The sequence below is a fragment of the Rhodococcus sp. 05-2255-3B1 genome (genome assembly GCF_002258545.1).
GTDB lineage: Bacteria > Actinomycetota > Actinomycetes > Mycobacteriales > Mycobacteriaceae > Rhodococcoides.
The window spans coordinates 1-26,911 of record NZ_NOZC01000035.1 but is presented as its reverse complement, the minus strand read 5'-3'; the positions used below and the strand labels follow the sequence as shown (position 1 = coordinate 26,911).

Sequence of the window (26,911 nt, the reverse complement as noted above, 5' to 3'; positions counted from 1 at the left end):
GCACACCTGGCACAGCAGTCCGAGGTCATCGGAACAAGTGACCTAGGTCGTCCGCCGTCAGGGCAGCGGTACCGACCAGATCAGCTCGGTGCCACCTGCGTCGGCCGCGGACGACCCGAAGGTCATCGTGCCGCCGCAGTCGACTGCCCGCGCCTCGAGGTTCGCCAGTCCACTGCGAGTGATGTTCTCGTCCAGTCCGATTCCGTCGTCGGAGACCTCGATGCGGAGATCGTCCCCGACCGCCAGGGTGACGTTGACGGTCTGGGCCCGAGCATGGTGGACGACGTTGCTCACCGCTTCGCGAATGACGGCAACGGCGTGGTCGGCGAGGGTACTGTCGATGACCGACAGGGGCCCGAACATGCGAACCACGGCGCGAATGGGAACGCTTTCGGTGAGTTCGAGGACGGCTCCGTTGACGCGCTGCCGTAGACGAGTGGTCGAGTGTGTCGAGCTCTGCAGGTCGAAGATCGTCGTACGAATGTCCTGCACGGTGTCCTGCAGGTCGTCGATGGTGCGAGTCAGACGTTGACGAATGTCGTCGAGCTCGGTCTTCTGCAACGTGCTCTGCAGCGACAATCCGGCCGCGAAGATCCGTTGGATGACGTGATCGTGAAGGTCTCGGGCGATCCGATCACGGTCCGCGAGAACGTCGAGCTCGTGCATGCGCCGCGTGGTGTCGGCCATCTCCATCACGAGTGCGGCCTGGTCGGCGAAGCTGGAAATGAGATCGAGTTGAGAGTCGCTGAAGACCGGTCCGCCCTTTCGGCGCAGCGTCACCAGGACGCCTCGCACGCCGTCGGCTACCCGAAGCGGCGAGATCAGGGCCGGGCCGAAGGTGTTCGCCACATGCGCGTTGGGTCGGTAGTCCAGCTCCTCCTTGCGGGTAGCGGTCCGAAGGCGATATGCCGCACCGGAACTCGATCCCTCGATCGGGATGAGCGAACCCACCAGAGCGTCTGCGTCGTGCCCCTCGGCGACCGAGATGACCAACCGGGAGACCGTGTCCGAGTTCGGAGCCGCGTCGGCGGGAACAGCGATGAACGCACTGTCGGCCCCGGTCAGATGCAATGCCCGCCTCGACACCATGTGCAGCACTTCGTCGATGTCGCTCCCGGCCAACAGTTCGGTACCGATGTCCCGCATCGCTTCCATCCACGATTGCCGGATCCGCGACTCCTCGTACAGGTGTGCGTTCTCGATCGCGATTCCGGCCGCCGAGGCGAGAGCCCGGGTGACCACCTCGTCGTCCTCGGTGAACTGGGCTCCGTCCTCCTTCTCGGTGAGGTACAGGTTTCCGAACACCTCGTCACGCACCCGAATGGGCACGCCGAGAAACGATTTCATCGGCGGATGGTTGGGAGGGAAGCCCACTGCCTCCGGATGCGACGACAAGTCGTCGAGTCTGAGCACATGAGGTTGGTCGATGAGCAGACCCAGCACACCTCGTCCGGTGGGAAGTGGGCCGATCGCCTCGCGCACCTGCTCTTCCATGCCGTGATGGATGAACGCCTTCAGCTCGTGACCCTCGCCGCGCACGCCGAGTGCACCGTACCGGGCACCGACGAGGTTGACGGCCGACTCCACGATCGACCGCAACGTCACCTCCAGGTCGAGGCCCGAGGTGATGACGAACATCGCATCGAGCAGACCGTCCGCCTGTACTCGTGCATCCGCGATGCGACCGATTCGGTCCTGCACCTCGGCCAGCAGTTCACCGAGGCGGAGCTGCGGAAGACCCGGTCCGCGGTGATCATCCATCCGACGGCCCGGATTGCGTTCGCGGATGCGTTTCGGCCAGCCTCGACGCGTACACCGCTGCCTGGGTGCGGCGCTCCATCCCGAGCTTGGCGAGCAGCCGGGAGACGTAGTTCTTGACGGTCTTCTCCGCCAGGAACATTCGAGCGGCGATCTGCCGATTCGTCAGCCCCTCCCCCAGGAGGTCGAGCAATGTCCGTTCCTGCCCGGTGAGGTGATCGATCGGTCCGGGAGCGGCCGTGCCCGCCCGCAGCTTGTCCATCAGCGCGGCCGCTGCGCGATTGTCCAACAGCGACCGACCGGAGCCGACATCCTTGATCGCGCGAGTCAGCTCCATACCGGTGATGTCCTTGACGACGTAGCCGCTCGCGCCGGCGAGGATCGCGTCGAGCATGGCCTGGTCCTCGGTGAACGAGGTCAGCATCATGGTCTTGAGATCGGGCAGTCGGTCGAGCAATTCGCGGCAGAGCTCGATGCCGTTGCCGTCGGGCAGTCGAACGTCGAGAACGGCGACGTCCGGCCTCAACGCGGGAATACGAGCGAGTGCCTGTGCGCAACTTCCGGCTTCACCGATCACGGAAAGATCGGGATCGGAATCGATGAGATCGATCAGACCTCGACGCACGATCTCGTGGTCGTCGACCAAGAACACTGTGACCACGTCCAACCCCTCACCCGCGTCCTCGGTGGGCGCATCCTTTCCCAACACTACGGACCCGCACACGGGAGAGCTCGACCTTTGGTCATCGAAAGTGGGGTCGAAAGTCCCTGATCTCGGTGTAGTTGTCCTGGCGCGCGGATGCCGAGCCGAAGAGTCTGATGGAGCTCTGGCACCACCTCGAAGGGACTCATCAGATGGGCAGATCCCACACCGTCGTCGGAGTCGACGGTTCAGCCGCGTCTCTGGACGCTGTCCGGTGGGCCGTGCTCGATGCCGAACTGCACGGCTCCGACCTGACTATCGTCTCGGCCGTCCCGACGGTTCTCACGGGCCTCGACGCCCTACCCGAACGCACATCCGCGCATCTGAGGTTCGAGACGAACCGCATTCTGGACGAGGCGATGTCGATAGCCCGGCCGACGGGGTCGGCCGTGTCCACCATCGCCGTCGACGTGGTTCTGTCGGACCGCCCCGCCGCTGCCGCTCTACTCGAGATGTCCGAGACGTCTCGGATGGTTGTCATCGGGACACGCGGACTCGGTGCGGCACAACGCACGTCGTTGGGTTCGGTCAGCGTCGCGCTGAGTACGCATGCACACTGCCCGGTCACGGTCGTACATGCATGGCCGATGAGCGGCTACACGGGGTTCGAGGCGGTCGTGGTCGGCGTCGATGGAACCTCGGCCGCGATGGCCGCGGTGGAGCGGGCGTTCGAGGAGGCAGAAGTCCGAAGCGCTCCACTCACCGCACTGCACGCGTGGGCCGATTCGGATCTGTCGATAGGGATGTCGGTTCCCGGCCTCGATTGGGCGGACCATCGACCCGAAGCCGACGGCGTGTTGGCAAGGGCCGTCGATGATTGCGCGCGTCGGCATCCGACGGTGGCACTACGACAGGTGGCGGTCAGAGACCGACCGGTCCACGCACTGCTGGACCACGCGCAGAGCGCCCAACTGGTGGTGCTGGGCAGTCACGGTCGCGGAGGATTCGCCGGAATGATGCTCGGCTCGACCAGCCGCTCGGTGATGGCGCGCGCATCGTGTCCGGTCACCGTTGTGCCCAGCGCCGCGCGCAACAGAACGCCTGCGACGAAGGAGTACCTGTGAAAACTGGGGAAGAACTGTTCGACCCGCGACATGCGTGCGCCGATCCGGATCGACTGCAGCACCTGACGGACATAAATCATTTTGCACTGCAATTGAACCGAAGCCGAACCGACAGGACATCCACATGCGCATACTGATCGCAACAGCAAGCCGCCACGGCGCCACCCGAGAAATCGGACAGTGGCTGGGCTCGTCGATTCTGCGGGAACTGTCCAGCATCGACAGCACGACGACAGTCGATGTTCGTGATGCCCGCGACGTGGACAGCATTGCCGAGTACGACGCCGCGATAATCGGCAGTGGCGTGTACATGGGCCGATGGCTACGAGACGCACGCGCGCTGGTCACCAGGGAACAGGCCGAACTGGAGGCAATTCCTGTGTGGCTCTTCTCGAGTGGCCCGGTGGACGACAGCACTCCGCCGAAAGCTCGGCCGAAAGAGACCGAGGCCGACTGGGTGATCGAGCATCGCGTGTTCGGTGGCAAGCTGACGAACTCGCGGTTGTCACTGTTCGAGCGTGCCGTCGTGCGACTGATCGGTGCCTCCGATGGTGACAGCAGATCCCGAGCAGAGGTCATGTCGTGGGCGGTGGTCATCGCCTCCCATCCCACACCTTTTGTGCTCCGGGCCGATGAGGCCTCTCGGCTCAATTGAACGCCGAAGACGGGTGACCGCGGACTCCCTCGTCCACCTGGGTGCTCGGCTCCGGGACCTACGGCCGGACGGGTGGAAACCAACCCCGAGCGTCACGCAGGGTGCGGCCGGCCTCGTCGACTGTCGATCGGTTCCAGCGCTCGGCGACTCTGCGTAATTCTGCACGCGCTTCGGCAACCGTGCGGCCACTGGCAACAAGAACACCGATTGCCTGGTTCACCTCACTCACATCGGCAAGAGATCGCGGCTCGGAAGCCCCGGAATCGGTTCCGCCGCGGACCGGATCTCTGGTCCCTATCACCACGTCGAACCGTTCACCGTCGACGATCGACGTCAGGGTGATCGAGCCGACATCCGAGACGGCCACATCGATGTCGGCCGCCAACTGCCCGGCCAAGCGCGCGAGATCGACGGACGAGTTGTCCAGTGATTCGGTCAGCGTCGCAAGATCGTCCAGCAATCGAGGCGGAAGTTTCATCGAGAATCCAGGTGCGGCCCGATCGCCGATTCGATTCGTCCGATATACCCGCGGCATCCTGCCGGGCGGGTATGCGAGCGCGAGGAAAAGTCGGACTCGATGCCTCGGAATGCGCTCGCGGCTCGAACGCTACGCCCTTACGTGCGGGAACGGGAGCGGGCCGTCTTCATCGCCTCGCCCACCATGGCCTCAGCGACCACTGCGACTTTCTTGTGCTCGCTCTGGCTCAACGATCGGAGCTTGTCGTACCCCTGGGCTCCGGTGCATCCGCTTCGGCTGATCAGCACCCCGATCGCCTGGTCGATAACGGAGCGATTGCTCAGTGCCATCTCGAGCTGCTCGGTGAGCCGGGCGGCACTCGACAGCGCCCGCGCGTTCTGCACCGAGACCGCAGCCGGTACCGCGAACAGGTCGCCCAACTCTGCAGCGCGAGCATCGAACGCGTCGGGCCGGCGCGCGTAGACATTCATCGCGCCGAGCACACCGCCTGCGGTGATCAGCGGAAGAGACAACACGCTGTGCACTCCCATTCGACCGACCTTCGGACCGAATTCCGGCCACTGAGGGTCGGTTTCGAGTGAACCGGATCGAACGGTGATGCCCTCGGCAGCTGCGGTGATGGAGGGGCCTTGGCCGAGTCCGTACTGGATGTCGTCGACGGCACGGACGAATTCCGCGCTCGCGACAATCGTGTCGGGGCGGTCGGGATGCAGGAGCGTCAATCCGGCACCGTCCGCGCCGGGAACGGCCCGAACTGCAAGTTGCGCCACGTGAGAGAGGGTGTCGGACAGAGACAGATCGGTCATCGGCAGTTTGCTGAGGTCGACCAGGCTCGACCGGAGGTCGTCTTCGTGTTCCCCTGCGTTCATCACTGCTCACTCCGTTGTGGGCACACATGCCTTTCGGGTATGCGCCTGCCCACCCCGACCTTACGGCTTCACCGACAGCCGAGTCGCTCGGACGAAGGAGCACCGGGATCGGTCCACTGCGACCGACGAGGTCCACGTCAGAACTCGAACACCTGGCGAGCGGTGACGCGGCCACCCATGAGGTCGTCGAAGCACTCGTTCACTTCGTCCAACTTGCGCGATACGGCCGATACCGTGGTCCGCCCGGCCTCGTGCAGTGCGAATACTTCACGTAGGTCCTTTCGCGTACCGACGATCGAACCGAGGACGGAGATTCCGCCGACGACCGTCTCGAAGATCGGGACCGGGAACACACCGTGAGCGGGCATCGAGACACACACCAGTCGACCGCCGCGGCGAAGCGAACGGAAGGCCTGATCGAACACGCTCGGGATGACGGCCAACACGATGGCCACATCGGCTCCGCCGAGCGCCTTGATCTCCTCGACGGGGTCGACCTTCGACGAGTCGACCGTGTGATCGGCACCGAGTTCACGTGCAAGTTCGAGCTTCTCTTCCTCGATGTCGACTGCGGTGACGAATCCGCCCGCGATCTTGGCGTACTGCACCGCCATGTGGCCCAGTCCGCCGACGCCGAAGATGGCCACGCGCTGAGCCGGTGTGACACCGCCGACCTTGACTGCCTTGTACGTGGTCACGCCAGCGCAGGTCAGCGGAGCGGCGTCGAACGAGGAGATGCCGTCGGGAACGCGGACGACGTATTTCGCATGGGCCACAGCGTATTCGGCGTAGGCCCCGTCGATCGAGTAGCCACTGTTCTGCTGTGTCTCGCACAGCGTCTCCCATCCGGACACGCAGTGATCGCATTCGCCGCACGCCGAACCGAGCCACGCGATCGCCACGCGTTCGCCGATTCGACTCGTGTCGACCTGCGATCCCACGGCCTCGATCACGCCGATTCCCTCGTGCCCGGGAACGAACGGCAGGGTCGGCTTGGCCGGCCAATCCCCCTGCGCTGCATGAATATCGGTGTGACAGACTCCGCACGTCTCCATCTTCACCAGCACCTGCTCCGGTGCGGGTGTCGGGATAGGGATGTCCTTGACGACCAGGGGTCCGCCGAACTCGGTGACAACAGCAGCTTTCATCGTGGATTTCCTCCAACTATCGAAACCAGTGCCGTTCTCGACCATCGAGCAATGCACACTGTCGATGGTCGGCGCTGCGGCACTCGGCATGTAGGGCCGGAAGTCACCGCCGGTTGGGGACGTATACCGAACCGGCAGCTCGGGAGCAGAAAGGCCCGAGAAGCAGGGGATTTCGCCCCTGACGCTCATCGACGAGTTGGACCACACTCGGCAGCATGGATTCTGCTGCACACTCCCGATCGAAGACCTGCGAGCGATGAACCTGTGGCGAAGACACCCGGGCGTCCGGACCGGTGATGCCCTGACCGCCGGTGAGCGAGCGGCGGACTACGTCCGAAACGGGATGGGCTCCTGGCCGTTCGTGTTCCTGTTTCTGGGCACCATGGCGCTGTGGGCCGCCTACAACCAGAGCGACGGATTCGACCCGTACCCGTTCATCCTGCTCAACCTGTTCCTGTCGATGATCGCGGGACTCCAGGGAGCGATTCTGCTGATCTCGGCGAAACGCGCGGACTCGGTGAGCAGTGAGGTTGCCGTACACACACTTTCGAACACCGCCCTACTCCAGGACATGATCGAGGCCAATACCGTCCTGACGGAATCGGTGGCGCAGCTGGCGGCCGAGATTCACACGCACGTCTGTCCGTCGGCGCACCGCACGAGTGCAGAGACATCACCGGCGAAACAGGTCACGAACCACGCTTCTCTGCATTGAGCCACGCGAGTATCTCTCGGGCCCAATTGCACACGAGTACCCAGTCGCGGAAGTCTCCTGCGACTGCCCCGGAGTTCTCGAAAATCTGACGCTCCCCCGCCGAAAGTCGCTCTGGCACCAGCTTCCCGGGAAACGTTCGGTGTGCGGTCGCATGCATCAGTGATACTGCGTGTGCCGCGTCGGAAGTGACGTTGACCGGCCTGTCGCTCGAGTGCAGCGGCCCACAGGAGAACAGCCACACAGGTGGATGTTCGGACCTCGACAACCTGTCGACCAGAGCCTTCGCGGCTGGAACCCAGCGATCCGAGTAGACAGCGCTCCCGATGACCAGAGCGTCGTAGCCGTCCACGCGGACCACGGATTCCGGTGCCCGCACATCGACGTCGACACCACAGTGCTCGAAGACTCGACCCATTTCCTGGCCCAGACTGTGGGTCGCTCCATGCCGACCTGCGGTGGAGACAAGTATTTTCATGTCTCGTCCGACAGGAGGTATGCGGATTTGCCCGCCGCCACCGTCATCCGCCATCCGTGGACCGCAATGACGAACCCCAGTACTCCGAACGATCCCAGCAGCCAACTCGTCTCACCGGTCACCGCCGAGTGCACGATGATCCAGGCAACCAGGAGCACGCCGGCGATATGAGCCATCGGACCCGACCGTCCGCCGCCTGCGAAGGCAGACGCCGCAGCGAGCCCCATGGGAACGCCGACGACCAACACCAGCGACAGTGCTGTCAGTGTCACAGACACTTTCGCCTCGACGTAGGAACTCGGATCGATTGCACCCGAGGCCAATCCGATCGCAGCACCGAACGCGTTGATCGATACCCCTCCGCAGACTGCGCCGAGCCACGGCGATCGCCGGTTGCGCTCGGTTGCCACTCGCGTTGTCGATGTCATCGTTCCAGTCTGTGCGGCAAGAGATCAATTGCGCTAGAGCACAAAGTACTTGCCGCTCGACTACCTGAATCAGGTCTCAGCGTCCGAACCACGACCGCATGCTTCGACGCTCCTTCACGGGCGGGCTCGAATCCTCGTTGCAGGCGCAGCGGTCGGCTGCGGCAACCGTACGCATGACGGAGTCGACATGTCTGCCGCAACCGCCCCAGCCGGTCTTGTGGCATTTCTTGCAGGTGACGGGATAACACATGAGAATCCTCCTGGTACGAGTCGGTCGAAAGTCAGGCCGGGACGTGGGCGTCGGCCCAGGCGTTGTAACCGCCCAGCAGATCCGAGACGTTCTCGAATCCCTGAGCGCGCAGCAGCGACGCCGCCACGCTCGAGCGCCATCCTCCGGCGCAGTGCATCACGATAGGTTTACCGGTCGGCACCTGGTCGAGGCGAGTTCGCAACTGCGCCAGCGGGATCGGGATCGCTCCCGGTATCGTGCCGAAGTCGCGCTCACCCGGGTTGCGAATGTCGATGAGCGTCACCTCGTCCGCGGCGAGCATCACATCGAGCTGCTCGACCGTGGTGCGCGGTGCCGTCTCGACCAATGTCGCCAGCTCGGCTGGAAACGCACCGTCACTGCCGATTCCGAGGTATCCGGTCACGTTGTCGGATCCGATTCGGGCCAACCGCAGTGCTGCCTCCTGCTCTTCGCCCGGATAGGCGATCAGCACGATGCGACCACCGACCTCCGCGACCATGCCGCCGGTCTCGGCGAAGCGACCGTCGAACCCCACGTTGATCGATCCGCGCAGATGACCGGCAGCGAAATCGTCCACACTTCGTGCGTCGAGCACTCGTGTGCCGGAAACCAGCTCGGCCCTCACGGCCTCGGGTGTCAGCGCAGGGATGATGCGGCCAGGAGACAGCAGTGGGTGCACCTGCTTGTTCATGGCTGCGTCGGCGGAGAAGTACGACGGTGCCGCCGGTTGGCCGTCGGTGACGAGCGCAACGAAGGCGTTTTCGGTCATCGGCTGCACCGACGGGTTGCTCGCGCGCTGCTCACCGATGGTGGAGGTGAGCTCGGTGGAGAGGTTCTTTCCACACGACGAGCCGGCACCGTGAGCGGGCATGACGACGACGTCGTCGGGCAGCGTCAGCAGCTTGTCGTGGATCGTCGAATACATCGCACGGGCCAGGTCCGTGGTCGAGCCGTCCCCGAGATTCACCAGGTCCGGTCGTCCGACATCGCCGATGAAGAGGGAGTCACCGGTGAGCACGGCCGTAGGGGTGGCCCCGGGATGCTCGCGAACCAGCACCGAGATCGACTCCCACGTGTGACCGGGAGTGGACAGGATCTCGAGTTCGACGTCGCCGAGGGACAACCGCTCCCCGTCTCGCAGTCGCCGGATCGGATAGTCGGTCTCGGCAGCCTCGCCGAAGCCGATCCAGGCACCGGTCGCGTCGACCAGTTCGAGGTGGCCCGAGACGAAATCCGCGTGGAAGTGAGTGTTGACGACCCCTTCGATGACGAGTCCGTACTTCTCGGCGTCGTCGAGATACTCCGCGATGTCGCGACGCGGATCGAAGACGATCGCGCGCCCCGTCCTCTGATCTCCGATCAGATACGAAGCGTGGGAAAGACATTCGAGGTAGTACTGCTCGAGGATCATGGATTCCTCCGTCTGAGACGTCTCCGGGCGAGTTTCGCGAGGTGGTAGACACAGTGTGTAATACCCCCTAGGGTATGTCAAGTACCCCCTGGGGTATACCTGGCACCAAGGATTGGAGTGAACACACGATGACATTGGGGCTGGCGCTCGGATTCGGCGCTGTGATCGGAATTCTCCTCGGCCTACTCGGTGGAGGCGGATCCATTCTTGCGGTCCCGGTGTTGGTGTTCGCCCTTGGCCTCGGCGTGGAGGAAGCGATCCCCGTCTCGCTGATCGTCGTCGGCACCGCCTCGGCGGTGGGAGTGATACCGAAGCTGCGAGCACGCCGCGTCGAACGGCGACTGGCGGCGGTGTTCGCTGCGACCGGCATTCCAGCGACCTTCGCCGGCAGCGCACTCGGCCGGTTGCTTCCCGAGAGGATCCTGCTGCTCGGCTTCGCCGCCGTGATGGTTGCCGCAGGAGCCCGGATGCTCGCCGAGCGAGGAGATACAGGAACAGCCTGCAAGACATCGGCATCGGGCATCAACTGGAGACACTGCGCTCCACGTTCGATTCCGGCAGGCCTTGCTGTCGGATTCATGACCGGGCTGTTCGGCGTCGGAGGCGGCTTCCTCATCATTCCGGTGCTGGTGCTGATGCTCGGGATAGAGATGTCGGTCGCGGTCGGCACCTCGTTGGTCATCATCGTCGCCAACTCCGTCGCCGGTCTGTTCTCACATCTGAGCGGCACGACCATCGACTGGTCGATCACCCTTGCGTTCGCAGGCACCGCAATTGTCGGCTCCCTCCTGGCCGCGCACTTCGGAATGCGGGTCGATACCGCACGGCTGCAACGCCTGTTCGCCTACCTGGTGTTCGCAGTGGCCGGGTACGTCGTCGCCGACGCGGCCTTCCTGAGCTGATCTCGCTATTGTCCGGCCCCATGTCGGGCCGGAACCGTGGGTCGAAAGGCCCTATACCGCACGAGCCGCGCCGGGCACCCTCGAGGCAGGAGCACTCCGTCTCCGGGACCGCCAGGTAGCCGATCTTCATGACCATCACCGACGCAGGACCGACCACTCGGCTGGTGAACGACGAATCGACGTCGCTTGCCTCGATGCTCGCCGCGAGGTTCCCCGATCTGACCCCCACAGTCGTCGCGGCCGAGATTCGCCGCACCCTGCCGCCCATGGCAGAGCGATCATGGTGAGCGCGGAGCCGCGACCCCAGCCCACCCGAACCCCGGTCGCTCCCGGCTTCTGGGCGAAGAAAGACTGGGGTGACATCGTCGTCGCGCTCGACGGCACCCCGACGTCCCGCGACGCACTGTCCTGGGCAGCGGGTCTGGCCTCGGTCACCGGGGCACGCATTCGGCTCGTGCACGCACTCACACCCCGCGAATCGACCCGGTCGTTGGAGCGACTGCACGGTCGACGCCTTCTTCGATCGGCTCGCCGTGAACTCGTCGGTCTCGATCCCCGCATCGCAATCGATTCGATTCTGACGGACGACCCGATCGCCCCCGTTCTCGGCGCGCTGTCGCACACCGCCGACCTGATTGTCATCGGAGGCCGTGAATCGGGTCCGATCCGCGATGTGCTGTTCGGCCGCAACGCAACTCGTATCGTTGCAGAATCGACGTGCCCCGTCCTGGTGTGGCGCCCCCAGCACGCAGACCTCACGCCGACCTCTCCGGTTGTCGTCGGCGTGGATCACTCGGACTCCTGCACCCGGGCGATCGAGGCGGCCTTCTGGTTCGCCGATGCGCTCGAAGTCCCCCTCACCGCGCTGCACGTCGGATCGCCCCACAGTAGGCCCGTCACGAACGACATCGAGCTGCAACAGATCCGAGGGCTGGAGTGGCTGGAAGGTCGCGTCGATGCTGCTGCGTCCGCGCATTCCACCGTAGACGTGCATCTGCACCTGCTCGACGCATCGGCGCAGCACGAGCTACGACGCGCATCGGCTACCGCACACCTTCTCGTGATCGGCAGCCGCACCCACGGACCACGGACGGGTCCGCGTACCGGGTCGGTCGGACAGTCTCTCGTGCACGCATCGTGCTGTCCGATTCTCGTGGTGCGTTGAGCCCTCGATCAGCCGACGACCCCCGCCTCATCGGGACCTTGTGCCCTTACGGATCCACTGCTCGACGCCGGACACTCGTAGGAGACGAATGCACTTCGGGTGGGAGTAGGTGGCGGCCATGTTCTCGAAACTCGCGCACCGATCGTGGCGACACAGTCCATGGATTTCCAATCCACTGATGCGGCTGCCGGGCAGGATCGAACGAGCGGCAGTCGCCGTCGGGATCGCGGTGCTTCTGTTGCTCATCCCTGTGGCAGCGACGATCGGTTCGGTGACCTACAGCGACCTGTCGCTGCGCTCGCAACAGCAACGCGCAGAATATGTTCGAGTCGACGCCCGTGTCATCGACGCCACGAAATCCGCTCGGTCCGATACCGACGGTGTGACGACCGTGGCCGGTACCGCGACCGTGCAGTGGAGCGCGCCGGACGGCTCGCTGCGCTCCGGGGCAACCGACGTACCGTCGGCATTGCGAGTCGGTGACACGACTCCGATCTGGCGTGATGCGGACGGGAATCTGGTGCGCGCTCCCGACACTGCTGCCGGTGCCGTCGTCAACGGAGCTGCCACGGCCGTGTTCGTATGGTTCCTCGGTGCCCTCGTCATCGGCGGTCTGGTCTATCTCACCACCAAAGCCGGCGAACGTTCACGAATGCGGCAGTGGGACAGAGATTGGCAACACTTTCTACAGGCCCGCGACCATCGCTCGCGGTAGCGCCGTCGAAGCCCGGCGACGCGGCCGGTCACCACGAGGAGGGCCGCGCGTCCTCGAAAAAAAGGCCTTTGTGCCGATGGCACATCGCGTGTGTAGTCGTACGCTCAGGACCGTCGTCCTTGAACTCGTCGACACGAAGCTCCCACGTTCGAGGAGGCGATGACATGATCGGTGCCGGCACCGAATTCTGTTCCGCGAGTGCGGACTACGAGCGTGCGCTCATGTGCAGCCCGTTGGCTGCACAATTACGCGTGGTCGATCTTCGAATACAGGTGATAATGGACGAGCAGGGCGCGCTGCACCCTCGCGACCTCGTGGCGTCGGCGCTGCCGTCGAGTCGACGACCCCTTCTGAACTCTGCTTGAGGTCGGAGCGGGCGTATGACCTTCGAGACGCTCGCCCTGTGTGCCGCAGTGGGATTGCTCGGCCCACTGCTGGCGCTTCCGCGCGGGCTTCGGATACCCGTCGTCGTCGGCGAACTCGTCGCCGGAATTGCTCTCGGCCACACAGGCTTCGGCATCGTCGACCCCAGCGAGCAGACGCTGAGCTTCCTGGCACAGGTGGGGTTTGCGCTCGTCATGTTCGTGGCCGGCAGTCAGATACCGATTCGCGACCCGCGACTGCGCATCGGTCTCGGGGTCGGTACTGCGCGGGCGGTGACGTCGGGCTGCTGGCAACCGTGCTCGGCTGGGCCGTCTCCGCCGCGTTCGATCCACCTCACCTCGGCCTGTACGCGGTGTTGATGGCATCGTCCTCGGCCGCTGTCATCATGCCGATCGTCGAGTCCACCACGATGACCGCACCCGGTCTGATGGCCCTCCTGCCGCAGATCGCGCTGGCGGACGCGGTCTGTATCGTCGCGCTGCCTCTCGTGATCGATCCACGGCAGGCCGGTCCCGCCGCACTCGGATCGGCGACGGTCCTGATCGCCGCCGCCGTGATCTTTGTCGTCCTGCGCCACTTCGACGCCTCGGGACTGCGCCGTCGCGTGCATCATGTGTCTGCCCAACGCAAACTCGCGCTCGAACTGCGCCTCAACCTGATTCTGCTGTTCGGCCTCGCGGCCCTCGCGGTCCACACCCACGCATCGGTGATGCTGGCCGGCTTCGGCTTCGAGCTGGCCGTCGCTGCCATCGGAGAACCGCGACGACTTGCGAAACAACTGTTTGCCATCACCGAAGGTTTTCTGGGGCCACTGTATTTCGTCTGGCTCGGTGCATCCCTCGATCTGCGCGCCCTCGGCAGTCACCCGAACATGATCGCGCTGGGGCTCGTGTTGGGATTGGGAGCCATCGCCGCGCACGGTGCGATGCGTCTGACGGGCCAGCCCGCCGGGCTCGGGATACTCGCGGCAGCCCAGATGGGAGTTCCGGTCTCGGCCGTGACACTCGGCACGCAGAGCGGCGTGCTGGCTCCCGGGGAGGGCCCTGCCATCGTGCTCGGTGCACTGATGACCATCGCGGCGGCGGCCGCCGCATCGCGGGTCGCCGCTCGTCGTCCGGCCTGACCCCGGCGGGCCTGCGGCGGCGCAAGGCATTTGGGTGTTTCGAGTTGATCAGGACGGGGAACAAAGGTCGTGGAACGATCGGCACGACGCGAAACGGATCACGACGATGACGGATGACCAGGTCTGGCGCCTCAAGGGTGCGTGCATCGACGACATGGATGCATACGACTCGCAGCAACTTCCCCGCCACGGACGTAAGCGAGCAGAGCGGGCGTGGCGTCTGTGCGCCGACTGCCCGGTGCTGCGTGAGTGCGCCGAGCAGACGGCTCGCGACATCGAGTCGGGTCGCATTCCGGTGGGAGTGGTCGTCGCCGGTGCCGCGTATCACGACAACGCGAGCAACGGTCGTCGTACCGACGCGTACCGGACGCTCGAATTCCTCATCGGGCGGCCACTTTCCAACCCTGCAGCCTGATCACGGCGCGGTAACGGAACGCTACGAACCAGGTCACGGCGACAACTCTCTTCGACGCGTTTTCGGCGCGTCACCCAGTGTCTGACCTGCGGCGTTCCAACTCGGGTGACAATAGTGCGCATGGATGCAGGGGAGTCTTCTCACGTCGGCGAGCCGAGTGGTGTGCAGAAGGCTCTCGACAAGCGCGCACCCATCGAACAGGCCAAGGGCATCCTGATGGCCATGCATCGCATCGGCCCGGAGGCTGCGTTCGACATGCTCATCGAGCAGTCTCAGCGCTCCAATCGCAAGCTGCGCGAAGTAGCACTCGACCATATTCGGTGGGCCACAGCCCGGTGAAGAAAGAAGATGGCCTCGCACGCTGTGTTTTCAACGTGCGAGGCCTGGGCGATGGAGTAGTCCGGACTACACAATCGCTTGTGTGCCGTATGCCCTGACGCGGCCACCCGAAACATAGCCGGTCGGGAGCTCGACAGAAGGACTCAGAAGCGCGCCAGAATTGCTCGGGCACAACGAACTACGGTCGCGCGGTCGTAGGACATCACGTAATCGAACTCACGGTCGGCGTCCACCTCACCGCGATGTAGGTCGATTGCTGCCAGCACACCGCAGAAGTGCGGGCCGAGAACCACGACGTTCCACTCCTCGACGAGCGGATCCATCGGGTCGAGGGGCGCATGCACGATGCCGCCCTCTTGCACGTATCCCATGCCTACGCCGTAGACGCCGGCGTAGGAGATCTGCTCGGTCATCGACACCCAGCGGCTGCGGGTGGTCGGGGTGAAGTGTTCGGCGCGCTGAAAAGTACCGAGTACCAATGTCTCCGGCCCAGCAGCCGCGGCCTGCATCTCGAGCGAAGTGCTCATAGCCACCAGCAGTCGCTTGGTGCTGCGCGTTGCCGTCTTGCCTGCGGAGGCAATGGCGTACGGCGATTCGGCGGCGACGGTCGGCGTGCTCCAGGTCGGGAACGGAGGCATGACCTCGGCCGCGTCGGAAGGTAGCTCTTCCGTCGATTGCGCGGCCGGATACAGCTCTCCCACCCCGTAGGTGGCACCGAGTCCGAGTGCGCGGGTCCGATGCAGCGCACTGTCGACCCCGCTCGCCACGACCACGGCTCCGGTTCGTTCGACCTGAGCCGAGACGGCGTGAGCGGTACGCGCAGTCGACAGATCCGGGCGGCGGGAGACCATCGATTCGGCGAGGATGATCACGTCCGGCTCGATGAGAGGGAGAAGGGTCATCGACTGCGGCCGGCGACCGACGTCGTCGACGGCCACCACTTTGCCTTCGCGTCGAGCTTTGTCGATTGCGGCGAGAGTGCGCGCCGGGCTGTCGACGAGAGCAGCCTCGGTGACGACCACGATGTCGCGGCGCAACTGTTCTTCGGTGGCTGCATCCAGGGCAGCGAGCGAGTCGACGTCCATGGACACGAGCATCGGCAGTCGCACCGATTGGTTGAGCCGGGCCACACCCCACGCGAGCGCGTCGAGCTCGCGCTTGGCGTCCATGGCCCTGGCTGCGCGCTTGAGCGCATCTGCCGATGCGAGGGGACCGTTCTCCGGGCCGCGCAGCTGCACTTCGATGGCTGCGAGCGCACCGTTGTCCAGCCGACAGACCGGGGCGAAATACGGCTGCACCGTCAACTCTCCCGTGTCCGTGTCGACTGCAGATCCTGCTTCGGCCAGCGCGAACGTCACACCTCAGTTTGACACGAAAAAACGACCCCCGTCACGCGGGGGTGAACTGTAATTCCAAACCTGGTCGAGGTGTTTTCTTTCGCTTCGACCATGCTCGACGACGGAGATGTCACCGAGACGGTCACGACTGTCTCGTTTTGATAACTTTGTATAACGGAAAGATAACGACGCACGGGGTGAAGATCGAAGGAACGCCAGGCCCGACCGAGGCGCGAAAAGGGGACGAATGCCGCTGTTGCGCTGAACTTTCCGGGTAGCAGCCGGATTCAGTTACTACTGCGTACAACAAACATACCGACCGGATTGTGACTTCTCACAGAGTTGAAACAAACCATTTCCGACATATGTTTCGTCAACCTAACGTCCCTCCCGGCTGCCGAACCAACGGTGCCACCGGATGCCACGACCGGGTCCGGATCCGTCTTGGACTGGAGGATCGATCGATGACGCTCAACCCGCCGACCCGCTCTCGCACACTCGTCACCGCAGTCGCCGCTCTTGCCATCACCGGTGCGACAGTCGGTGCCGCCAGCGCCGGCGCCGCCACCATTTCCCCTGCTGGTACCGCGTTCACGGCACCCGGCACGATCGTCGTGAGCACTCCGGCGTCGTTCGGTCTGCCGGTGAGCTGCTCCATCAACCTGAGCGGCACCACCAGCGCAGACGGCTCGTCGGCGACGATCACCGATGCCCAGATCAGCGGCTCCAACCGACTGTGCGGCCTACCCCAGCTGAAGAACCTGCCCTGGACCCTCACTCCCACCAGCGCCACCACCGGGGAGGTGTCCAACGTGGCCTTCTCGCTGGTCGGATACAACTGCGGGCCCGCCACGTTGGCCGGGTCCTTCGACAACATGACGAACACGCTCACCGCGACGAACCAGCCGATGTCCGGCAACTGCACCGTCAACAGCCTGTCGGTCCAGCCCGACCCGGCCTTCACCCTGTCCTGATTCCCGTCCTACCTCGTTCCACATCGACCGTTCCCGAGAAGGAGAACACGTGAAGATCCGCAACAAGACTGTCGTCACCATGACGGCATTGGCATCGAGCATCGCCCTGGGCACGCTCGTCGCCGCCCCGGCCAATGCCGCCGACACCCTTCCCATCACGTTTCAGGCAGATACGACGACGGTCATCGCCAAGACCGGCCAACCGGTGGTGTTTCCCACCACCGATCTCGCCACGGACGTCGATCTGGTCGGTGGCACGGTGACCGGGTCGCTCGAATTGCCGCAGGCATCGGCCGATCTGAAACTCGGTCCCGCGACGCTGGCGAACTTCACGATCTCGATCGTCGATGCGACCCCGGTGTCCGGCACCATCGTCCGCGGCGGACCGGACGAGGCACCGACGTTGGATCTCGACGTCGCGCAGAGCTTCAAGATTCGCATCGATTCGGTGAAGCCGTTGGGCATCGACACCGGGTCGGCCGGATCTGCCGCGGTCGACCTGATCCCGGCGGGTAGCAACTGCGTCACCGCCGAGACCACCGCCAACCTGTCCGGTTCGCTCGATGCTATCGATCTGATCCAGAACAACCAGGCCGATGCACACGTCAAGGGGACGTACACGATTCCGCAGTTCCAGAACTGTGGCGCGTTCACGTCGGTGCTGAATGCGATCATCGCCGGTCCCGGCAACACTCTCGACGTGCATCTGACCGATCCGGTCTTCGATGTCGGCACCCGGTCCGCGATTGCGGCAGAGGTGGCGTAGCGGTTCACACCTCGATCGGCGGCGTCGACCGGTTCCATCGCGGAACGCGGTCGACGCCGTCGTTCAGTGCCGTTCGTCGACCGGATGGACGGACGGCTCCCCGTCGTCGTACACCGCGACGCGGTTGCCGCCGATCCGTTTGGCCCGGTACATGGCTCGATCGGCCCGGCTGAGCAACACATCGACGTCCTCCGCGACACCCCGCGCGTCGACAACCGCATGCGCGACGCCTATCGACGCCGTGAGCGGGGAACGGTCGGTCGACTCGCTCAAACGGCTGCGCAATTCCTCGGATCTGTCGATCACCGTGTCGACTTCGGCGAGGCACACGATCGCGAATTCTTCGCCGCCGAGTCGCACCGTCACTGCCGGTGTCGGGAAGAGTTCGAGGATTCGGCTCGCGGCCAGACGAATGACGGTGTCTCCGTGCTCGTGACCGAATCGATCGTTCACTGCTTTGAAGTTGTCGATGTCGATCACCACGGCGGCCAGTTCCGCATCCGCACCGGAGCGAAGGTCGAGGTTGCCGATCGCCGCGTCGAAGCCCCGTCGGTTCTGCATTCCGGTGAGCGGGTCGTAGAACGCGCCGGTGGCATCGCGGCGCAGCAGCATCAGGAAGGAATGGCAGATCAGCGGTGCCGAGAACATCACCAGGATCAGCATCACGAGATAGAGATTGGTCTGCAAGCGACGTTCGGGGTCGTTCACCATGGCCGAGGTGTAGAGCGCGGCGACGGTGACAAACGCGAAGAGATGGTGAGCGGTGAACAGCTTGGGGCCGTGAAAGCCAACGACGTAGCTGCCCATCACGGTGAACAGCGCAGCCATCGGCAACATCTCGGACGGCTTGTCGACGGTCAGAAGAACTGCGGCGAGCACGATGTCGGCGTAGAGCACGAAGGTGACCGACATCGGCCAGGACGGCCAGCCTCCGATCAGCCAGGCCAACCCGAGGGGCAGCGTCGTCGCGACGGTGAACCACAGTGCCCATCGCGCAGCACCGCTGTCTCCGAGACCCGGGATGGTCAGGGCGATCGCCGCAGCGGCCGCGTAGAACCAGCAGAAGATTCCGATGAGAATTCTGGTGACGTGCAGTGCTTGTTGGGACCGTGCGTACGCAACGTTCCACCCGTAGTCGACCGGAAGCGACCACCATTGGCGAAGACTGTTCACAGATCGAGCAGCTTTCCTAGTGTCCCGACGAGGATGAACAAGTCAACCACAGACGAAACCACCCGGTCCGAGAAGTCGGGAACTTGCTCACACGGCCTTATCCGCGCATGCCGTCGGCCAATTCGAACACGCGACCTGCGTAGGTCACCACGAACGCATCGAGGGCCTGCTGAGACAGTTCGGGGCATCCGGCTCGGCGAAAGAAGTGCTCCAGATCCACCAGTCGATCCCCCAGCCCGACGCGTTGTCGATCCAGGGCCTCGAGCTCGACGACCAACGCCTTCAGTTCCTCGACCTTGCGCAGTACGTCGTCCATCGGATCACCGTCCACTTCACTGGGCCTTCTACGGACCGTCCACATTCGGGCGGCGGAGCCGGGCTTCCCTCCCGGCTCCGCCGATCTGGACTCTACTCTTTGTCGAACACATGTGCGAACCAATTGCGACCGGACCTCGCTTTGTACCAGTCATCCTGTGCACAATCCGAGAATGTGACCTACAGTCTGTGACATGCTCCAGAAAAGGGGTCCGAACGAGGTTCGACCGCCGGGTTCGACCGATCCAATTCATATGGCGCTCTTAGCAATCCTCACGATTGCGATGATCGCTCTCGTCGTCGTTGCGATCCAACAGGGCCGCCTCTGATCACGCACCTCGGCGTTCATCGTCGACTGGATTTCGCGGCATTCCGCGTCGGTCGCCGCTTCACGAACGGTCAGGTCCGTACTTCGGGCACCATCGTCACGTGCGCGCCCGGATCCGCATCGAGTACCGCGGTCCGTATCGCGCGCAGATACGCGAGATAGGTCGGGTACCCCCGCAGTTGTCGCGGGCCGATGGGCACGAATGTGCCCGATGCCGGGTTGCAGACGAATTGCTCGATCTGCGAACGGGCTTGTGCACCATCGAAATCGGCGTCGACGGTGACGATGAACCGCATCACCGTTTCGCGTTTTCTCCCCAACCCGAGACGGTGCACTCCGAACCAGAGGCGGGTGCCGTCCGGTCCCAGATACTCGATACCCCATCGGCCGAAGCTACGTTCGGCGGTGTCGACGACCGTTCGGGCGAGATCCGCAACGGCCATCGTCGACGAGATTTCGATGCACGCGTCTTGACGACGTGTGATCATCCACTGCCAGCTTTCTACGATTCCACCGAATACCTCCCCGACATTCGGTGCATATCGGGCGAATTTAGCAGCTCATCCGACATCCGGCACGACGACTGTTACGTCGCCCGAACTCCGACCACCGCGGCTACCTCCGCTGCCATCCGGGCAGCCGTCCTCGCAGTGGGGTGGACGCCGTCGAACGTGGCTCCGGGTCGGTCGAGCAGTGGCGCGAATTCTGCGACGGGTATGCCGCGCTCGGCGGCCAGTGCGCGAATATCGTCGTTCAGGTCGTCTGCGCTGACCTTCCGCGACGACGGCACCGTGGCGATCACAGCCGTGTCGATGTCGTGTGCCCGGTCCAGGATGGCGCGTAGGTTCTCGATGATCATGGGCAGCGGTACCGATCGGGCGAGGTCGTTGGTGCCGCCGTTGACGACGAGGATGTCCGGGTTCGCGGCCAGCGCTTCGTCGGTTCGGGCAAGGATCTGCGTCGTGGTCGCGCCGTTGATTCCCAAGTTGGCACCGTCGGCGGCGGGAGCATCGTCTCCGCACACGAGGTACGAATACCACGACGTGTTGCCGTGAATTCCCCAGTCGACACGTGAATTGCCCTGGGCCATCGAGTCTCCCAGCGTCACCAACCGTGGTCCGGTGTCGTTGACGCTCCACCCGAAGCAGTGCGCGTTGTGGATCGTCAGCGCCGGCGTCCTCAGTGGTCCTGCCACGAGCGCGGCGGCGAGCGCCAACCCGAGTGCGCCGGCGATCCACAGTCGAGTTCTTCGCACGCCGGGGATTCTGCCCTAGGGGTGACGCGGGGAATCAGTTGCAGTCGGGGAAGTCCACTTCGGTGGGTGCCGGGACCGATTGCGGCTGAACCGGTGCCTGGGCCTCGCCGGCGACGGTCGGTTCGACGAGGTTGTACTCGATGGTCTTGGTCTGCCCCGGCTCGATGACGACCGGCACGTAGAACACGGGGTGGCCGCGCTCGGCAGCGGTCAGCAGAAACAGGGGAGTTCCGTTGATGGTGGCGTTCGTCAAGGTCGCGCCCTGAGTTGCGTACAGCGCCACCACCGATCGGTTCGTTCCCGGGGGTCCGTCGTATCGGGTGGAGTCGTTCTGTCTGCCGGCGATGTACGTGGTGTAGTCCTGCAGCGCAGCGTTGTTGGTGATCTCGGCGACCACGCGGGTGGTCCGCGTCGGGCCGTCGCAGGACTGTGCGGAGTAGGTGACCTTGCGCTGCAGGTAGTAGTCGAGCTTGCCGCCTGCACCGTTGTTCACCACCACCGCGGCGTACGGGTCGGGGCTGTCGGGAACTTCGTGACCGATCCTGGTCGGTCCCAGGATCGCTTGCAGTGCCGGGTCCGCGCTCCACACGGCGATGTGGCCTTCACTGGTGGCCTTGCCGAGTGCCTCGAGTAGCGCGCTGGGAGATCCGATGTTGCCCTGCATCTTCGCGACCACTCGGGCGGCGATGTCCTGGAGATAGGCCTTGCGCGCGGTGTTGTCGTCCTCGAAGCGGAAGTATGCGTCGGACTGCGTGATCCGAACGACGTTCGATCCGTCGATCACCTCACCGTCACCCATCGTGATGGGACCGACGACATCGAGGATGTAGCCGAGGGCAACAGGGTCGGTGGCCAGAGCGCCGTCGACACGTTCGCCGGTTTCCTGCTCCCACATCGACTGCCAGATCTGCCCGGCATACGGGAAGTGCGGGCTGACGTTGCTGTTCTGCCAATTCTGCGTGGGCTGGAACCGACTCTCGTAGGTGTTGAAGAAGTCCGGACCGAGATCGATGGGGTCGTACGGAATTCGGAGCTCGGCGTTGCTGGCGAGCGAGTCGACCGCGACTTTGCCGTCGACGGCACGCACGATGCCGAATCCGCCTATCAGTCCACCGGTTCCACGAGATTCCGAGAGAGTCTGAAAGGCCATGAAGTAGTTGCGTGGACCGTCGGCACCGAGCATCGCGGGGAGCACCTTGGCGGCGATGTCGGTGTTGGTCAACAGGGTCGTCAGTTCGTGCGTCTGATCCTGCAGCTGAGTTCGAGCGTCGCCGACCTGAGCGACGAACTCCGGTTCCGCGATGGCCTGGGACTGCGAGTTCAGTACGTCCGCTGCGGCCGCGGCCTGTGACAGCGCGGGCGAGGCGGCGCGCAGAGCAGCGATGTCGATGGCACCGTCGGGCCCGCGCAGCTGACTCGGATCGAGTGTGGCCCCCACCTCGACCGACGGCGTCAGCACATCCACGGTCAGCCCGTTGACGACGTCCGTGATCTGCGAGACGACGTCCAGCGGTTGACCCACGTACGGAATCGCGGCAGCCGCCTGCCAGATCACCGAATCGGTGGCGTCCTTCGCCTGGGTCGAGGTGCGCACCGCGTCGTCCACGGAGGTCTCGGCCTTCTGCGTATCCCCTGCCAGCAGAGCAGTTTTCGCTGCCTGAGCGTAGCCCCGAGCCTGATCGAGGTACGTATAAGCGGTATTGGCCGTGTAGGCGAGCCAGGCACCGAGTCCGAGCGCAACGACGACGAAGACCCCGAAACCGAGCAGGATGCGTCGGCCGGTCCTCTTCTTGGAACGACGACGCCTGCGGCGACTACGAGAGCTGCGATGGTCGCCGTACGGGTAGTCGTTGTCGTAGCTCATGGCTGGATGGGTGCCCTTTCGTCGCGGCTAAGACTACAAACGACGTCCTCCCACCGCGACACGACGCTCGGGTCGGCTGCGCCGATATCGCACCGGCGCAGCCGTTCGAGGTCAGGAACCCAGAATTGCGCTCACTGCGGTGCTGCCGCTCTCGGCGCTTCCGCTGCCGATGAGCCCGAGGATGACGTCGACGATGATCTTGGCGATGAATGCGTCCATAGCTACTCCTGTTGTGAAGTACCCCCGACGGGATACAGACGGACCTGCGTGCGCTGCGACCGTTTGTTACCGGCCACAACGAATCGGAAGGTAGCAGCTGAATCTGTCCGAACGGTGGCTCTGTGGTCGCGGCCACAGAGCCGGAACATTTGTACAAATCTCGAAATTTGTCTACCGGAATGACAAATTCGGTGTATTGTCCAATCCATAGTGATCGGCCTTACACGAGGAGTGACGATGACCGCATCGAATGTCGACAACCAGGCGCAGACGCCGGTTGCCGAATGGCACGACCGAAAGCGTTACCTCTGGCTGATGGGGTTGATCCCGCCCACAGCGGTGTTCGTGGCCACCGGCCTGGTCTGGGCCTTCAACCAGCTCGGCTGGAACGCCGTGTCCCCGGTCTGGTGGTGGATCGGCGCGCTGCTCGTCTACGGGTTGCTCCCGATCCTCGACCGGTTCTTCGGTCCCGACGGCGACAACCCACCCGACGAGGTGATGAAGGCGCTCGAAGAAGACAAGTACTACCGCTACTGCACGTACGCCTACATTCCGTTCCAGTTGGCGAGCTTGGTGTTCGCCTGCTACCTCTGGTCGGCCGACAACCTGTCCTGGCTCGGAATCGACGGTGGACTGGGACTGGCCTCGAAGATCGGTCTGGCCATCAGCATCGGTGTGATGGGCGGCGTCGGTATCAACACTGCGCACGAGCTCGGCCACAAGAAGGACAGTCTGGAGCGCTGGCTGTCGAAAATCACGCTGGCACAGACGTTCTACGGCCACTTCTACATCGAACACAACCGCGGCCACCATGTTCGCGTCGCCACTCCCGAGGATCCGGCGAGCTCGAAGTTCGGTGAGAGCTTCTGGGCCTTCCTCCCTCGTAGCGTCTGGGGCAGCCTGAAGTCGTCCTGGGAGCTCGAGAAGACGCGCATGGAGCGATTGGGCAAGAGCACGTGGAGCATTCGGAACGACGTACTGAACGCGTGGCTGATGTCCGTTGTTCTCTACGCGGTGCTCGTCGCGGTGTTCGGTCCGATCGTGCTGCCGTTCCTGGTGATTCAGGCGATCTACGGCTTTTCGTTGCTGGAAACGGTCAACTACCTCGAGCACTACGGCCTGCAGCGGCAGAAGAAGGAGAACGGCCGCTACGAGCGATGCACCCCCGAGCACAGCTGGAACTCCGATCACATCGTGACCAACATCTTTTTGTATCACCTTCAGCGACACAGTGATCACCATGCCAACCCCACCCGCCGCTACCAGACTCTGCGCAGCATGGACGGGGCCCCGAACCTGCCGAGCGGATACGCGAGCATGATCTCGCTGGCGTACTTCCCGCCCGTGTGGCGCAAGGTGATGGACCACCGCGTTCTCGACCACTACGACGGCGACATCACGAAGGTCAACATCCAGCCGTCCAAGCGGGAGAAGATCCTCGCCGCGCACGGAGCCAAGTGATGGCCGCCTTCGAGTGCCCGGTGTGCGAGTTCGTCTACGACGAGACCAACGGCGCTCCGCGCGAGGGCTTTCCGGCCGGCACAGCATGGTCCGACGTACCCGACGACTGGCCCTGCCCCGATTGCGGTGTCCGCGAGAAAATCGACTTCAGGAGTAAGGCATGAAGCTCTACCGCTGCGTTCAGTGTGGATTCGAGTACGACGAGGAACTGGGGTGGCCCGAGGACGGGATCGAACCCGGCACTCGCTGGGACGACATTCCCGACGACTGGTCGTGCCCCGATTGTGGCGCTGCCAAGGTCGATTTCGAGATGGTCGAGGTCGAGCGCGGGTGAGTGCGTCCGTTCCGCACGCGATCGCGATCATCGGTTCGGGTGCAACCGGGTACACCGCGGCCAAAGCCCTACGCGCCGAGGGTTTCACCGGGTCCATCACGATGGTCGGGAGTGAACGGGCTGCGCCGTACCGCCGACCGACGGTGTCCAAGGAGTTGCTGACCGGAAGCAAGTCGATCGAGCAAGTGCAGCTCGGCTCGGCGATCGACGGTGTCGACGTGCGCTCGGGTGTCACGGCTGTCGGCCTCACCGATTCGACTGTGCTGCTCGACGACGGCGACCCGGTTCCGTACGACGCGCTGCTCCTGGCAACCGGCTCTCGGGCCCGGCAACTCGATCTTCCGGGCCACGTGTTCACCCTCCGAGGTGTCGCCGATGTCGAGCCCTTGCACGCCGACATTCTGCGCACCCGATCACTGTTGGTGATCGGCGGCGGACTGATCGGATGCGAGGCGGCCGCGGCTGCTCGGTCCCTGGGAGCCGAGGTGACGGTGCTCGAGGCCGCAGCGGCACCGCTCAACCGGATCGCTCCGGCCGCGATCTCGCAGATGTACGTCGACCTGCACGCAGACAACGGCATCGCGTTCCACACCGACGTCGCCGTCACCGACCTCGCCGAGCAACGTGACGGAACACTTCTCGTGACCGCAGCGGACGGTCGTTCGTGGTCCGCCGGTACCGTGCTGGTCTCCGTCGGCTCGGTGCCCAACGTCGAACTCGGAGCAGATATGGGCCTCGAGATCGGATCGGGGATTCTGGTCGACGCCGGGATGCGGACCTCGATACCGAACATCTACGCCGCGGGCGATGTGGCAGAGGTACCCAACACGATCCTCGGCGGGACGTATCGGAGTGAGCACTGGAACGGCGCACTGGATCAGGCCACCCGGGCTGCCCGCTCGATGATCGGCGTGGATCCCGGCAGTCTCGACGTCCCGTGGGGCTGGTCCACCCAACACGGCGTCAACCTTCAGTTCGCGGGGTGGACCGGTGCGACCGACGAGTACGTGATGGCTCGCGGCTCTGTTGCCGACCGCCGCTTCACCGCATGCGCGCTGCGTGACGGCCGGCTCGTCGGGGCCATCGGTGTGGGGTTCCCGAAGGACATCAGGCAGATCAGATCCTTCATCGCCAGCGGAGATCCCATCGATCGGGATCGCCTCGGAGCGGATTGGCTGGATCGACCACATGCGGTCGTTCGATAGAGTCGTGTTCATGCCCGCAGCCGAACAGACGTCGACCCCCGGTCGATACCGTGAAGCCGCGTCCAGTCTTGCGCGCGATACCGCGCTCGATGCGTTGCGTGAGTTGTTGAACGAGCGCAACTGGCGCAACGTCACGATGAGCCACATCGCCAAGGCAGCAGGGCTGAGCAGACAGAGCCTGTACAACGAGTTCGGTTCACGACGCGGCGTCGCGCAGGGGTACGCCATCAGATTGACCGACCTCTTCGTCGCGATGTGCGAAACGGCGCTGTATCAACACGAGAACGACGCATCGGCTGCTCTGCGCCAAGGCTTCTCGTCGTTCTTCCAGTTGAGTGCGCTCGATCCCCTGGTGCGATCGCTGCACGGTGGCGACGCACCCGAAGATCTGCTCCGGCTGATCACCACCGACAGTGCCGTACTCATCGAGCGTGCGGGAGACCGTCTGGCCGAGACGTTCCAACGCGGGTGGGTGGGCGCGAGCCCGCGTCAGGCAGACGTCATCAGTCGGGCAATCGTGCGTCTGGCATTGAGCTACATCCCCGAGCCGCCACCCGATATCGCCTCCGCAGCAGATGATTTTGCACTACTGCTGACTCCGTACGTCGACTCCATCACCGCCGGGCGCTGACCCGACCTCCACGGCTCTCCCCAGCCCCAAGTCCCGCCGCCCCCTGATCCCG

General features: G+C 64.3%; 31 protein-coding genes and 1 pseudogene. 18 read left to right on the top strand and 14 right to left on the bottom strand.

What is annotated here, in order from left to right:
- Positions 1-57: 57 nt before the first annotated feature.
- Both CH249_RS19555 and CH249_RS19550 read right to left on the bottom strand, forming a co-directional pair.
- Entirely contained in the window at positions 58-1,761 is a 1,704-nt protein-coding gene (locus tag CH249_RS19555) for a GAF domain-containing protein (protein ID WP_094683554.1), read from the bottom strand.
- On the bottom strand, positions 1,754-2,419 hold the full coding sequence (locus CH249_RS19550; protein ID WP_037193950.1) for a response regulator transcription factor: 666 nt from the start codon (positions 2,417-2,419) through the stop codon (positions 1,754-1,756). The genes CH249_RS19555 and CH249_RS19550 overlap by 8 nt, the downstream gene beginning before the upstream one ends.
- A 194-nt stretch (positions 2,420-2,613) precedes the next feature.
- On the opposite strand from CH249_RS19550, the gene CH249_RS19545 reads away from it, so the two are divergent.
- Complete coding sequence (locus CH249_RS19545; RefSeq protein WP_176460626.1) at positions 2,614-3,525, top strand: universal stress protein; 912 nt, start codon at positions 2,614-2,616, stop codon at positions 3,523-3,525.
- Positions 3,526-3,649: 124 nt separating this feature from the next.
- Positions 3,650-4,180, top strand: a complete 531-nt coding sequence (locus CH249_RS19540; protein ID WP_094683553.1) for a flavodoxin domain-containing protein — start codon at positions 3,650-3,652, stop codon at positions 4,178-4,180.
- Positions 4,181-4,238: 58 nt separating this feature from the next.
- Here the strand turns inward: CH249_RS19540 and CH249_RS19535 are convergent, their stop codons facing one another.
- From CH249_RS19535 to adhP, 3 genes are all read right to left on the bottom strand, one after another.
- Entirely contained in the window at positions 4,239-4,658 is a 420-nt protein-coding gene (locus CH249_RS19535; RefSeq protein WP_094683552.1) for a hypothetical protein, read from the bottom strand.
- A 137-nt stretch (positions 4,659-4,795) separates the two neighbouring features.
- Positions 4,796-5,527: a GAF and ANTAR domain-containing protein gene (locus tag CH249_RS19530; RefSeq protein ID WP_094630250.1), complete on the bottom strand. Its 732-nt coding sequence runs from the start codon at positions 5,525-5,527 to the stop codon at positions 4,796-4,798.
- A 137-nt stretch (positions 5,528-5,664) separates the two neighbouring features.
- A complete protein-coding gene (adhP, locus tag CH249_RS19525; RefSeq protein ID WP_037193942.1) occupies positions 5,665-6,675 on the bottom strand; it encodes an alcohol dehydrogenase AdhP in 1,011 nt (336 codons plus the stop codon).
- Between the two features lie 256 nt (positions 6,676-6,931).
- On the opposite strand from adhP, the gene CH249_RS19520 reads away from it, so the two are divergent.
- Positions 6,932-7,390: a DUF1003 domain-containing protein gene (locus tag CH249_RS19520; RefSeq protein ID WP_094630249.1), complete on the top strand. Its 459-nt coding sequence runs from the start codon at positions 6,932-6,934 to the stop codon at positions 7,388-7,390.
- On the opposite strand, the gene CH249_RS19515 is transcribed toward CH249_RS19520, so the two are convergent.
- From CH249_RS19515 to CH249_RS19505, 3 genes are all read right to left on the bottom strand, one after another.
- Positions 7,365-7,865, bottom strand: coding sequence for a flavodoxin domain-containing protein (locus CH249_RS19515; protein ID WP_179273041.1), 501 nt, complete (start codon positions 7,863-7,865; stop codon positions 7,365-7,367). The two genes, CH249_RS19520 and CH249_RS19515, sit on opposite strands and share 26 nt — an antisense overlap.
- Positions 7,862-8,293 (bottom strand): hypothetical protein, encoded by a 432-nt coding sequence (locus CH249_RS19510; RefSeq protein ID WP_141214667.1) that lies wholly within the window; start codon positions 8,291-8,293, stop codon positions 7,862-7,864. Before CH249_RS19510 ends, CH249_RS19515 begins: the two co-directional genes overlap by 4 nt.
- 281 nt (positions 8,294-8,574) lie before the next feature.
- Complete coding sequence (locus CH249_RS19505) at positions 8,575-9,954, bottom strand: rhodanese-like domain-containing protein (RefSeq protein ID WP_094683550.1); 1,380 nt, start codon at positions 9,952-9,954, stop codon at positions 8,575-8,577.
- A 128-nt stretch (positions 9,955-10,082) separates the two neighbouring features.
- Here CH249_RS19505 and CH249_RS19500 point away from each other — a divergent pair, with 128 nt between their 5' ends.
- The 8 genes and pseudogenes from CH249_RS19500 (at position 10,083) to CH249_RS19470 (ending at position 14,997) form a co-directional block, all read left to right on the top strand.
- Positions 10,083-10,856 carry a sulfite exporter TauE/SafE family protein gene (locus tag CH249_RS19500; RefSeq protein ID WP_094683549.1) on the top strand — a complete coding sequence of 258 codons (774 nt, stop codon included), beginning with the start codon at positions 10,083-10,085 and terminating at the stop codon, positions 10,854-10,856.
- A 128-nt stretch (positions 10,857-10,984) separates the two neighbouring features.
- Entirely contained in the window at positions 10,985-11,143 is a 159-nt protein-coding gene (locus tag CH249_RS28040; protein ID WP_176459108.1) for a hypothetical protein, read from the top strand.
- Entirely contained in the window at positions 11,137-12,021 is an 885-nt protein-coding gene (locus CH249_RS19495) for a universal stress protein (RefSeq protein ID WP_094630244.1), read from the top strand. The genes CH249_RS28040 and CH249_RS19495 overlap by 7 nt, the downstream gene beginning before the upstream one ends.
- A gap of 118 nt (positions 12,022-12,139) precedes the next feature.
- Positions 12,140-12,736: a hypothetical protein gene (locus CH249_RS19490; protein ID WP_094684282.1), complete on the top strand. Its 597-nt coding sequence runs from the start codon at positions 12,140-12,142 to the stop codon at positions 12,734-12,736.
- A 164-nt stretch (positions 12,737-12,900) separates the two neighbouring features.
- Complete coding sequence (locus CH249_RS19485) at positions 12,901-13,101, top strand: hypothetical protein (protein WP_094683547.1); 201 nt, start codon at positions 12,901-12,903, stop codon at positions 13,099-13,101.
- Between the two features lie 15 nt (positions 13,102-13,116).
- Positions 13,117-14,243, top strand: a pseudogene (locus tag CH249_RS19480) (cation:proton antiporter).
- 106 nt (positions 14,244-14,349) lie between these two features.
- Positions 14,350-14,658, top strand: a complete 309-nt coding sequence (locus tag CH249_RS19475) for a WhiB family transcriptional regulator (protein WP_094630240.1) — start codon at positions 14,350-14,352, stop codon at positions 14,656-14,658.
- Positions 14,659-14,778: 120 nt separating this feature from the next.
- A complete protein-coding gene (locus CH249_RS19470; protein WP_094683546.1) occupies positions 14,779-14,997 on the top strand; it encodes an ANTAR domain-containing protein in 219 nt (72 codons plus the stop codon).
- A gap of 143 nt (positions 14,998-15,140) precedes the next feature.
- Here CH249_RS19470 and CH249_RS19465 read toward each other — a convergent pair whose 3' ends face one another.
- Positions 15,141-16,355, bottom strand: coding sequence for an EAL domain-containing protein (locus CH249_RS19465; RefSeq protein ID WP_094683545.1), 1,215 nt, complete (start codon positions 16,353-16,355; stop codon positions 15,141-15,143).
- Between the two features lie 443 nt (positions 16,356-16,798).
- Here CH249_RS19465 and praA point away from each other — a divergent pair, with 443 nt between their 5' ends.
- Both praA and CH249_RS19455 read left to right on the top strand, forming a co-directional pair.
- Positions 16,799-17,308, top strand: a complete 510-nt coding sequence (gene praA / locus CH249_RS19460; protein WP_032396127.1) for an alkane oxidation protein activator PraA — start codon at positions 16,799-16,801, stop codon at positions 17,306-17,308.
- A 49-nt stretch (positions 17,309-17,357) separates the two neighbouring features.
- On the top strand, positions 17,358-18,074 hold the full coding sequence (locus CH249_RS19455; protein ID WP_032396128.1) for a hypothetical protein: 717 nt from the start codon (positions 17,358-17,360) through the stop codon (positions 18,072-18,074).
- 63 nt (positions 18,075-18,137) lie between these two features.
- Here the strand turns inward: CH249_RS19455 and CH249_RS19450 are convergent, their stop codons facing one another.
- The 5 genes from CH249_RS19450 to CH249_RS19430 all read right to left on the bottom strand — a co-directional run bounded on the left by CH249_RS19450 (position 18,138) and on the right by CH249_RS19430 (position 23,009).
- Complete coding sequence (locus tag CH249_RS19450) at positions 18,138-19,247, bottom strand: GGDEF domain-containing protein (RefSeq protein WP_094630236.1); 1,110 nt, start codon at positions 19,245-19,247, stop codon at positions 18,138-18,140.
- A gap of 97 nt (positions 19,248-19,344) precedes the next feature.
- Positions 19,345-19,563, bottom strand: coding sequence for a hypothetical protein (locus CH249_RS19445; RefSeq protein WP_032396392.1), 219 nt, complete (start codon positions 19,561-19,563; stop codon positions 19,345-19,347).
- A gap of 398 nt (positions 19,564-19,961) precedes the next feature.
- Entirely contained in the window at positions 19,962-20,378 is a 417-nt protein-coding gene (locus CH249_RS19440; protein ID WP_094645892.1) for a hypothetical protein, read from the bottom strand.
- 98 nt (positions 20,379-20,476) lie between these two features.
- Positions 20,477-21,145 (bottom strand): GDSL-type esterase/lipase family protein, encoded by a 669-nt coding sequence (locus CH249_RS19435; RefSeq protein WP_179273040.1) that lies wholly within the window; start codon positions 21,143-21,145, stop codon positions 20,477-20,479.
- A 34-nt stretch (positions 21,146-21,179) separates the two neighbouring features.
- Positions 21,180-23,009: a DUF4012 domain-containing protein gene (locus CH249_RS19430; RefSeq protein WP_254924156.1), complete on the bottom strand. Its 1,830-nt coding sequence runs from the start codon at positions 23,007-23,009 to the stop codon at positions 21,180-21,182.
- Between the two features lie 456 nt (positions 23,010-23,465).
- Between CH249_RS19430 and CH249_RS19425 the strand changes: the two genes are divergently transcribed.
- Genes CH249_RS19425 through CH249_RS19405 form a run of 5 tightly spaced genes read left to right on the top strand, consistent with a single transcriptional unit; the run spans position 23,466 to position 26,859 of the window.
- On the top strand, positions 23,466-24,689 hold the full coding sequence (locus CH249_RS19425) for an alkane 1-monooxygenase (RefSeq protein ID WP_045200419.1): 1,224 nt from the start codon (positions 23,466-23,468) through the stop codon (positions 24,687-24,689).
- Positions 24,689-24,853 (top strand): rubredoxin, encoded by a 165-nt coding sequence (locus CH249_RS19420; protein WP_032396131.1) that lies wholly within the window; start codon positions 24,689-24,691, stop codon positions 24,851-24,853. Before CH249_RS19425 ends, CH249_RS19420 begins: the two co-directional genes overlap by 1 nt.
- Positions 24,850-25,023 (top strand): rubredoxin, encoded by a 174-nt coding sequence (locus CH249_RS19415; RefSeq protein ID WP_032396132.1) that lies wholly within the window; start codon positions 24,850-24,852, stop codon positions 25,021-25,023. Before CH249_RS19420 ends, CH249_RS19415 begins: the two co-directional genes overlap by 4 nt.
- On the top strand, positions 25,020-26,228 hold the full coding sequence (locus CH249_RS19410; protein WP_179273039.1) for an NAD(P)/FAD-dependent oxidoreductase: 1,209 nt from the start codon (positions 25,020-25,022) through the stop codon (positions 26,226-26,228). Before CH249_RS19415 ends, CH249_RS19410 begins: the two co-directional genes overlap by 4 nt.
- A 10-nt stretch (positions 26,229-26,238) precedes the next feature.
- A complete protein-coding gene (locus tag CH249_RS19405) occupies positions 26,239-26,859 on the top strand; it encodes a TetR family transcriptional regulator (protein ID WP_045200423.1) in 621 nt (206 codons plus the stop codon).
- Positions 26,860-26,911: the final 52 nt, after the last annotated feature.

Excerpts from the sequence above, each read along its gene's own strand:
- CH249_RS19555 (WP_094683554.1), bottom strand. The coding sequence starts at position 1,761 with ATGGATGATCACCGCGGACCGGGTCTTCCGCAGCTCCGCCTCGGTGAA.
- CH249_RS19545 (WP_176460626.1), top strand. The coding sequence starts at position 2,614 with ATGGGCAGATCCCACACCGTCGTCGGAGTCGACGGTTCAGCCGCGTCT.
- CH249_RS19540 (WP_094683553.1), top strand. The coding sequence starts at position 3,650 with ATGCGCATACTGATCGCAACAGCAAGCCGCCACGGCGCCACCCGAGAA.
- CH249_RS19535 (WP_094683552.1), bottom strand. The coding sequence starts at position 4,658 with ATGAAACTTCCGCCTCGATTGCTGGACGATCTTGCGACGCTGACCGAA.
- CH249_RS19530 (WP_094630250.1), bottom strand. The coding sequence starts at position 5,527 with ATGAACGCAGGGGAACACGAAGACGACCTCCGGTCGAGCCTGGTCGAC.
- adhP (WP_037193942.1), bottom strand. The coding sequence starts at position 6,675 with ATGAAAGCTGCTGTTGTCACCGAGTTCGGCGGACCCCTGGTCGTCAAG.
- CH249_RS19520 (WP_094630249.1), top strand. The coding sequence starts at position 6,932 with ATGAACCTGTGGCGAAGACACCCGGGCGTCCGGACCGGTGATGCCCTG.
- CH249_RS19515 (WP_179273041.1), bottom strand. The coding sequence starts at position 7,865 with ATGAAAATACTTGTCTCCACCGCAGGTCGGCATGGAGCGACCCACAGT.
- CH249_RS19510 (WP_141214667.1), bottom strand. The coding sequence starts at position 8,293 with ATGACATCGACAACGCGAGTGGCAACCGAGCGCAACCGGCGATCGCCG.
- CH249_RS19505 (WP_094683550.1), bottom strand. The coding sequence starts at position 9,954 with ATGATCCTCGAGCAGTACTACCTCGAATGTCTTTCCCACGCTTCGTAT.
- CH249_RS19500 (WP_094683549.1), top strand. The coding sequence starts at position 10,083 with ATGACATTGGGGCTGGCGCTCGGATTCGGCGCTGTGATCGGAATTCTC.
- CH249_RS28040 (WP_176459108.1), top strand. The coding sequence starts at position 10,985 with ATGACCATCACCGACGCAGGACCGACCACTCGGCTGGTGAACGACGAA.
- CH249_RS19495 (WP_094630244.1), top strand. The coding sequence starts at position 11,137 with ATGGTGAGCGCGGAGCCGCGACCCCAGCCCACCCGAACCCCGGTCGCT.
- CH249_RS19490 (WP_094684282.1), top strand. The coding sequence starts at position 12,140 with ATGTTCTCGAAACTCGCGCACCGATCGTGGCGACACAGTCCATGGATT.
- CH249_RS19485 (WP_094683547.1), top strand. The coding sequence starts at position 12,901 with ATGATCGGTGCCGGCACCGAATTCTGTTCCGCGAGTGCGGACTACGAG.
- CH249_RS19475 (WP_094630240.1), top strand. The coding sequence starts at position 14,350 with ATGACGGATGACCAGGTCTGGCGCCTCAAGGGTGCGTGCATCGACGAC.
- CH249_RS19470 (WP_094683546.1), top strand. The coding sequence starts at position 14,779 with ATGGATGCAGGGGAGTCTTCTCACGTCGGCGAGCCGAGTGGTGTGCAG.
- praA (WP_032396127.1), top strand. The coding sequence starts at position 16,799 with ATGACGCTCAACCCGCCGACCCGCTCTCGCACACTCGTCACCGCAGTC.
- CH249_RS19445 (WP_032396392.1), bottom strand. The coding sequence starts at position 19,563 with ATGGACGACGTACTGCGCAAGGTCGAGGAACTGAAGGCGTTGGTCGTC.
- CH249_RS19440 (WP_094645892.1), bottom strand. The coding sequence starts at position 20,378 with ATGATCACACGTCGTCAAGACGCGTGCATCGAAATCTCGTCGACGATG.
- CH249_RS19430 (WP_254924156.1), bottom strand. The coding sequence starts at position 23,009 with ATGAGCTACGACAACGACTACCCGTACGGCGACCATCGCAGCTCTCGT.
- CH249_RS19425 (WP_045200419.1), top strand. The coding sequence starts at position 23,466 with ATGACCGCATCGAATGTCGACAACCAGGCGCAGACGCCGGTTGCCGAA.
- CH249_RS19420 (WP_032396131.1), top strand. The coding sequence starts at position 24,689 with ATGGCCGCCTTCGAGTGCCCGGTGTGCGAGTTCGTCTACGACGAGACC.
- CH249_RS19415 (WP_032396132.1), top strand. The coding sequence starts at position 24,850 with ATGAAGCTCTACCGCTGCGTTCAGTGTGGATTCGAGTACGACGAGGAA.
- CH249_RS19405 (WP_045200423.1), top strand. The coding sequence starts at position 26,239 with ATGCCCGCAGCCGAACAGACGTCGACCCCCGGTCGATACCGTGAAGCC.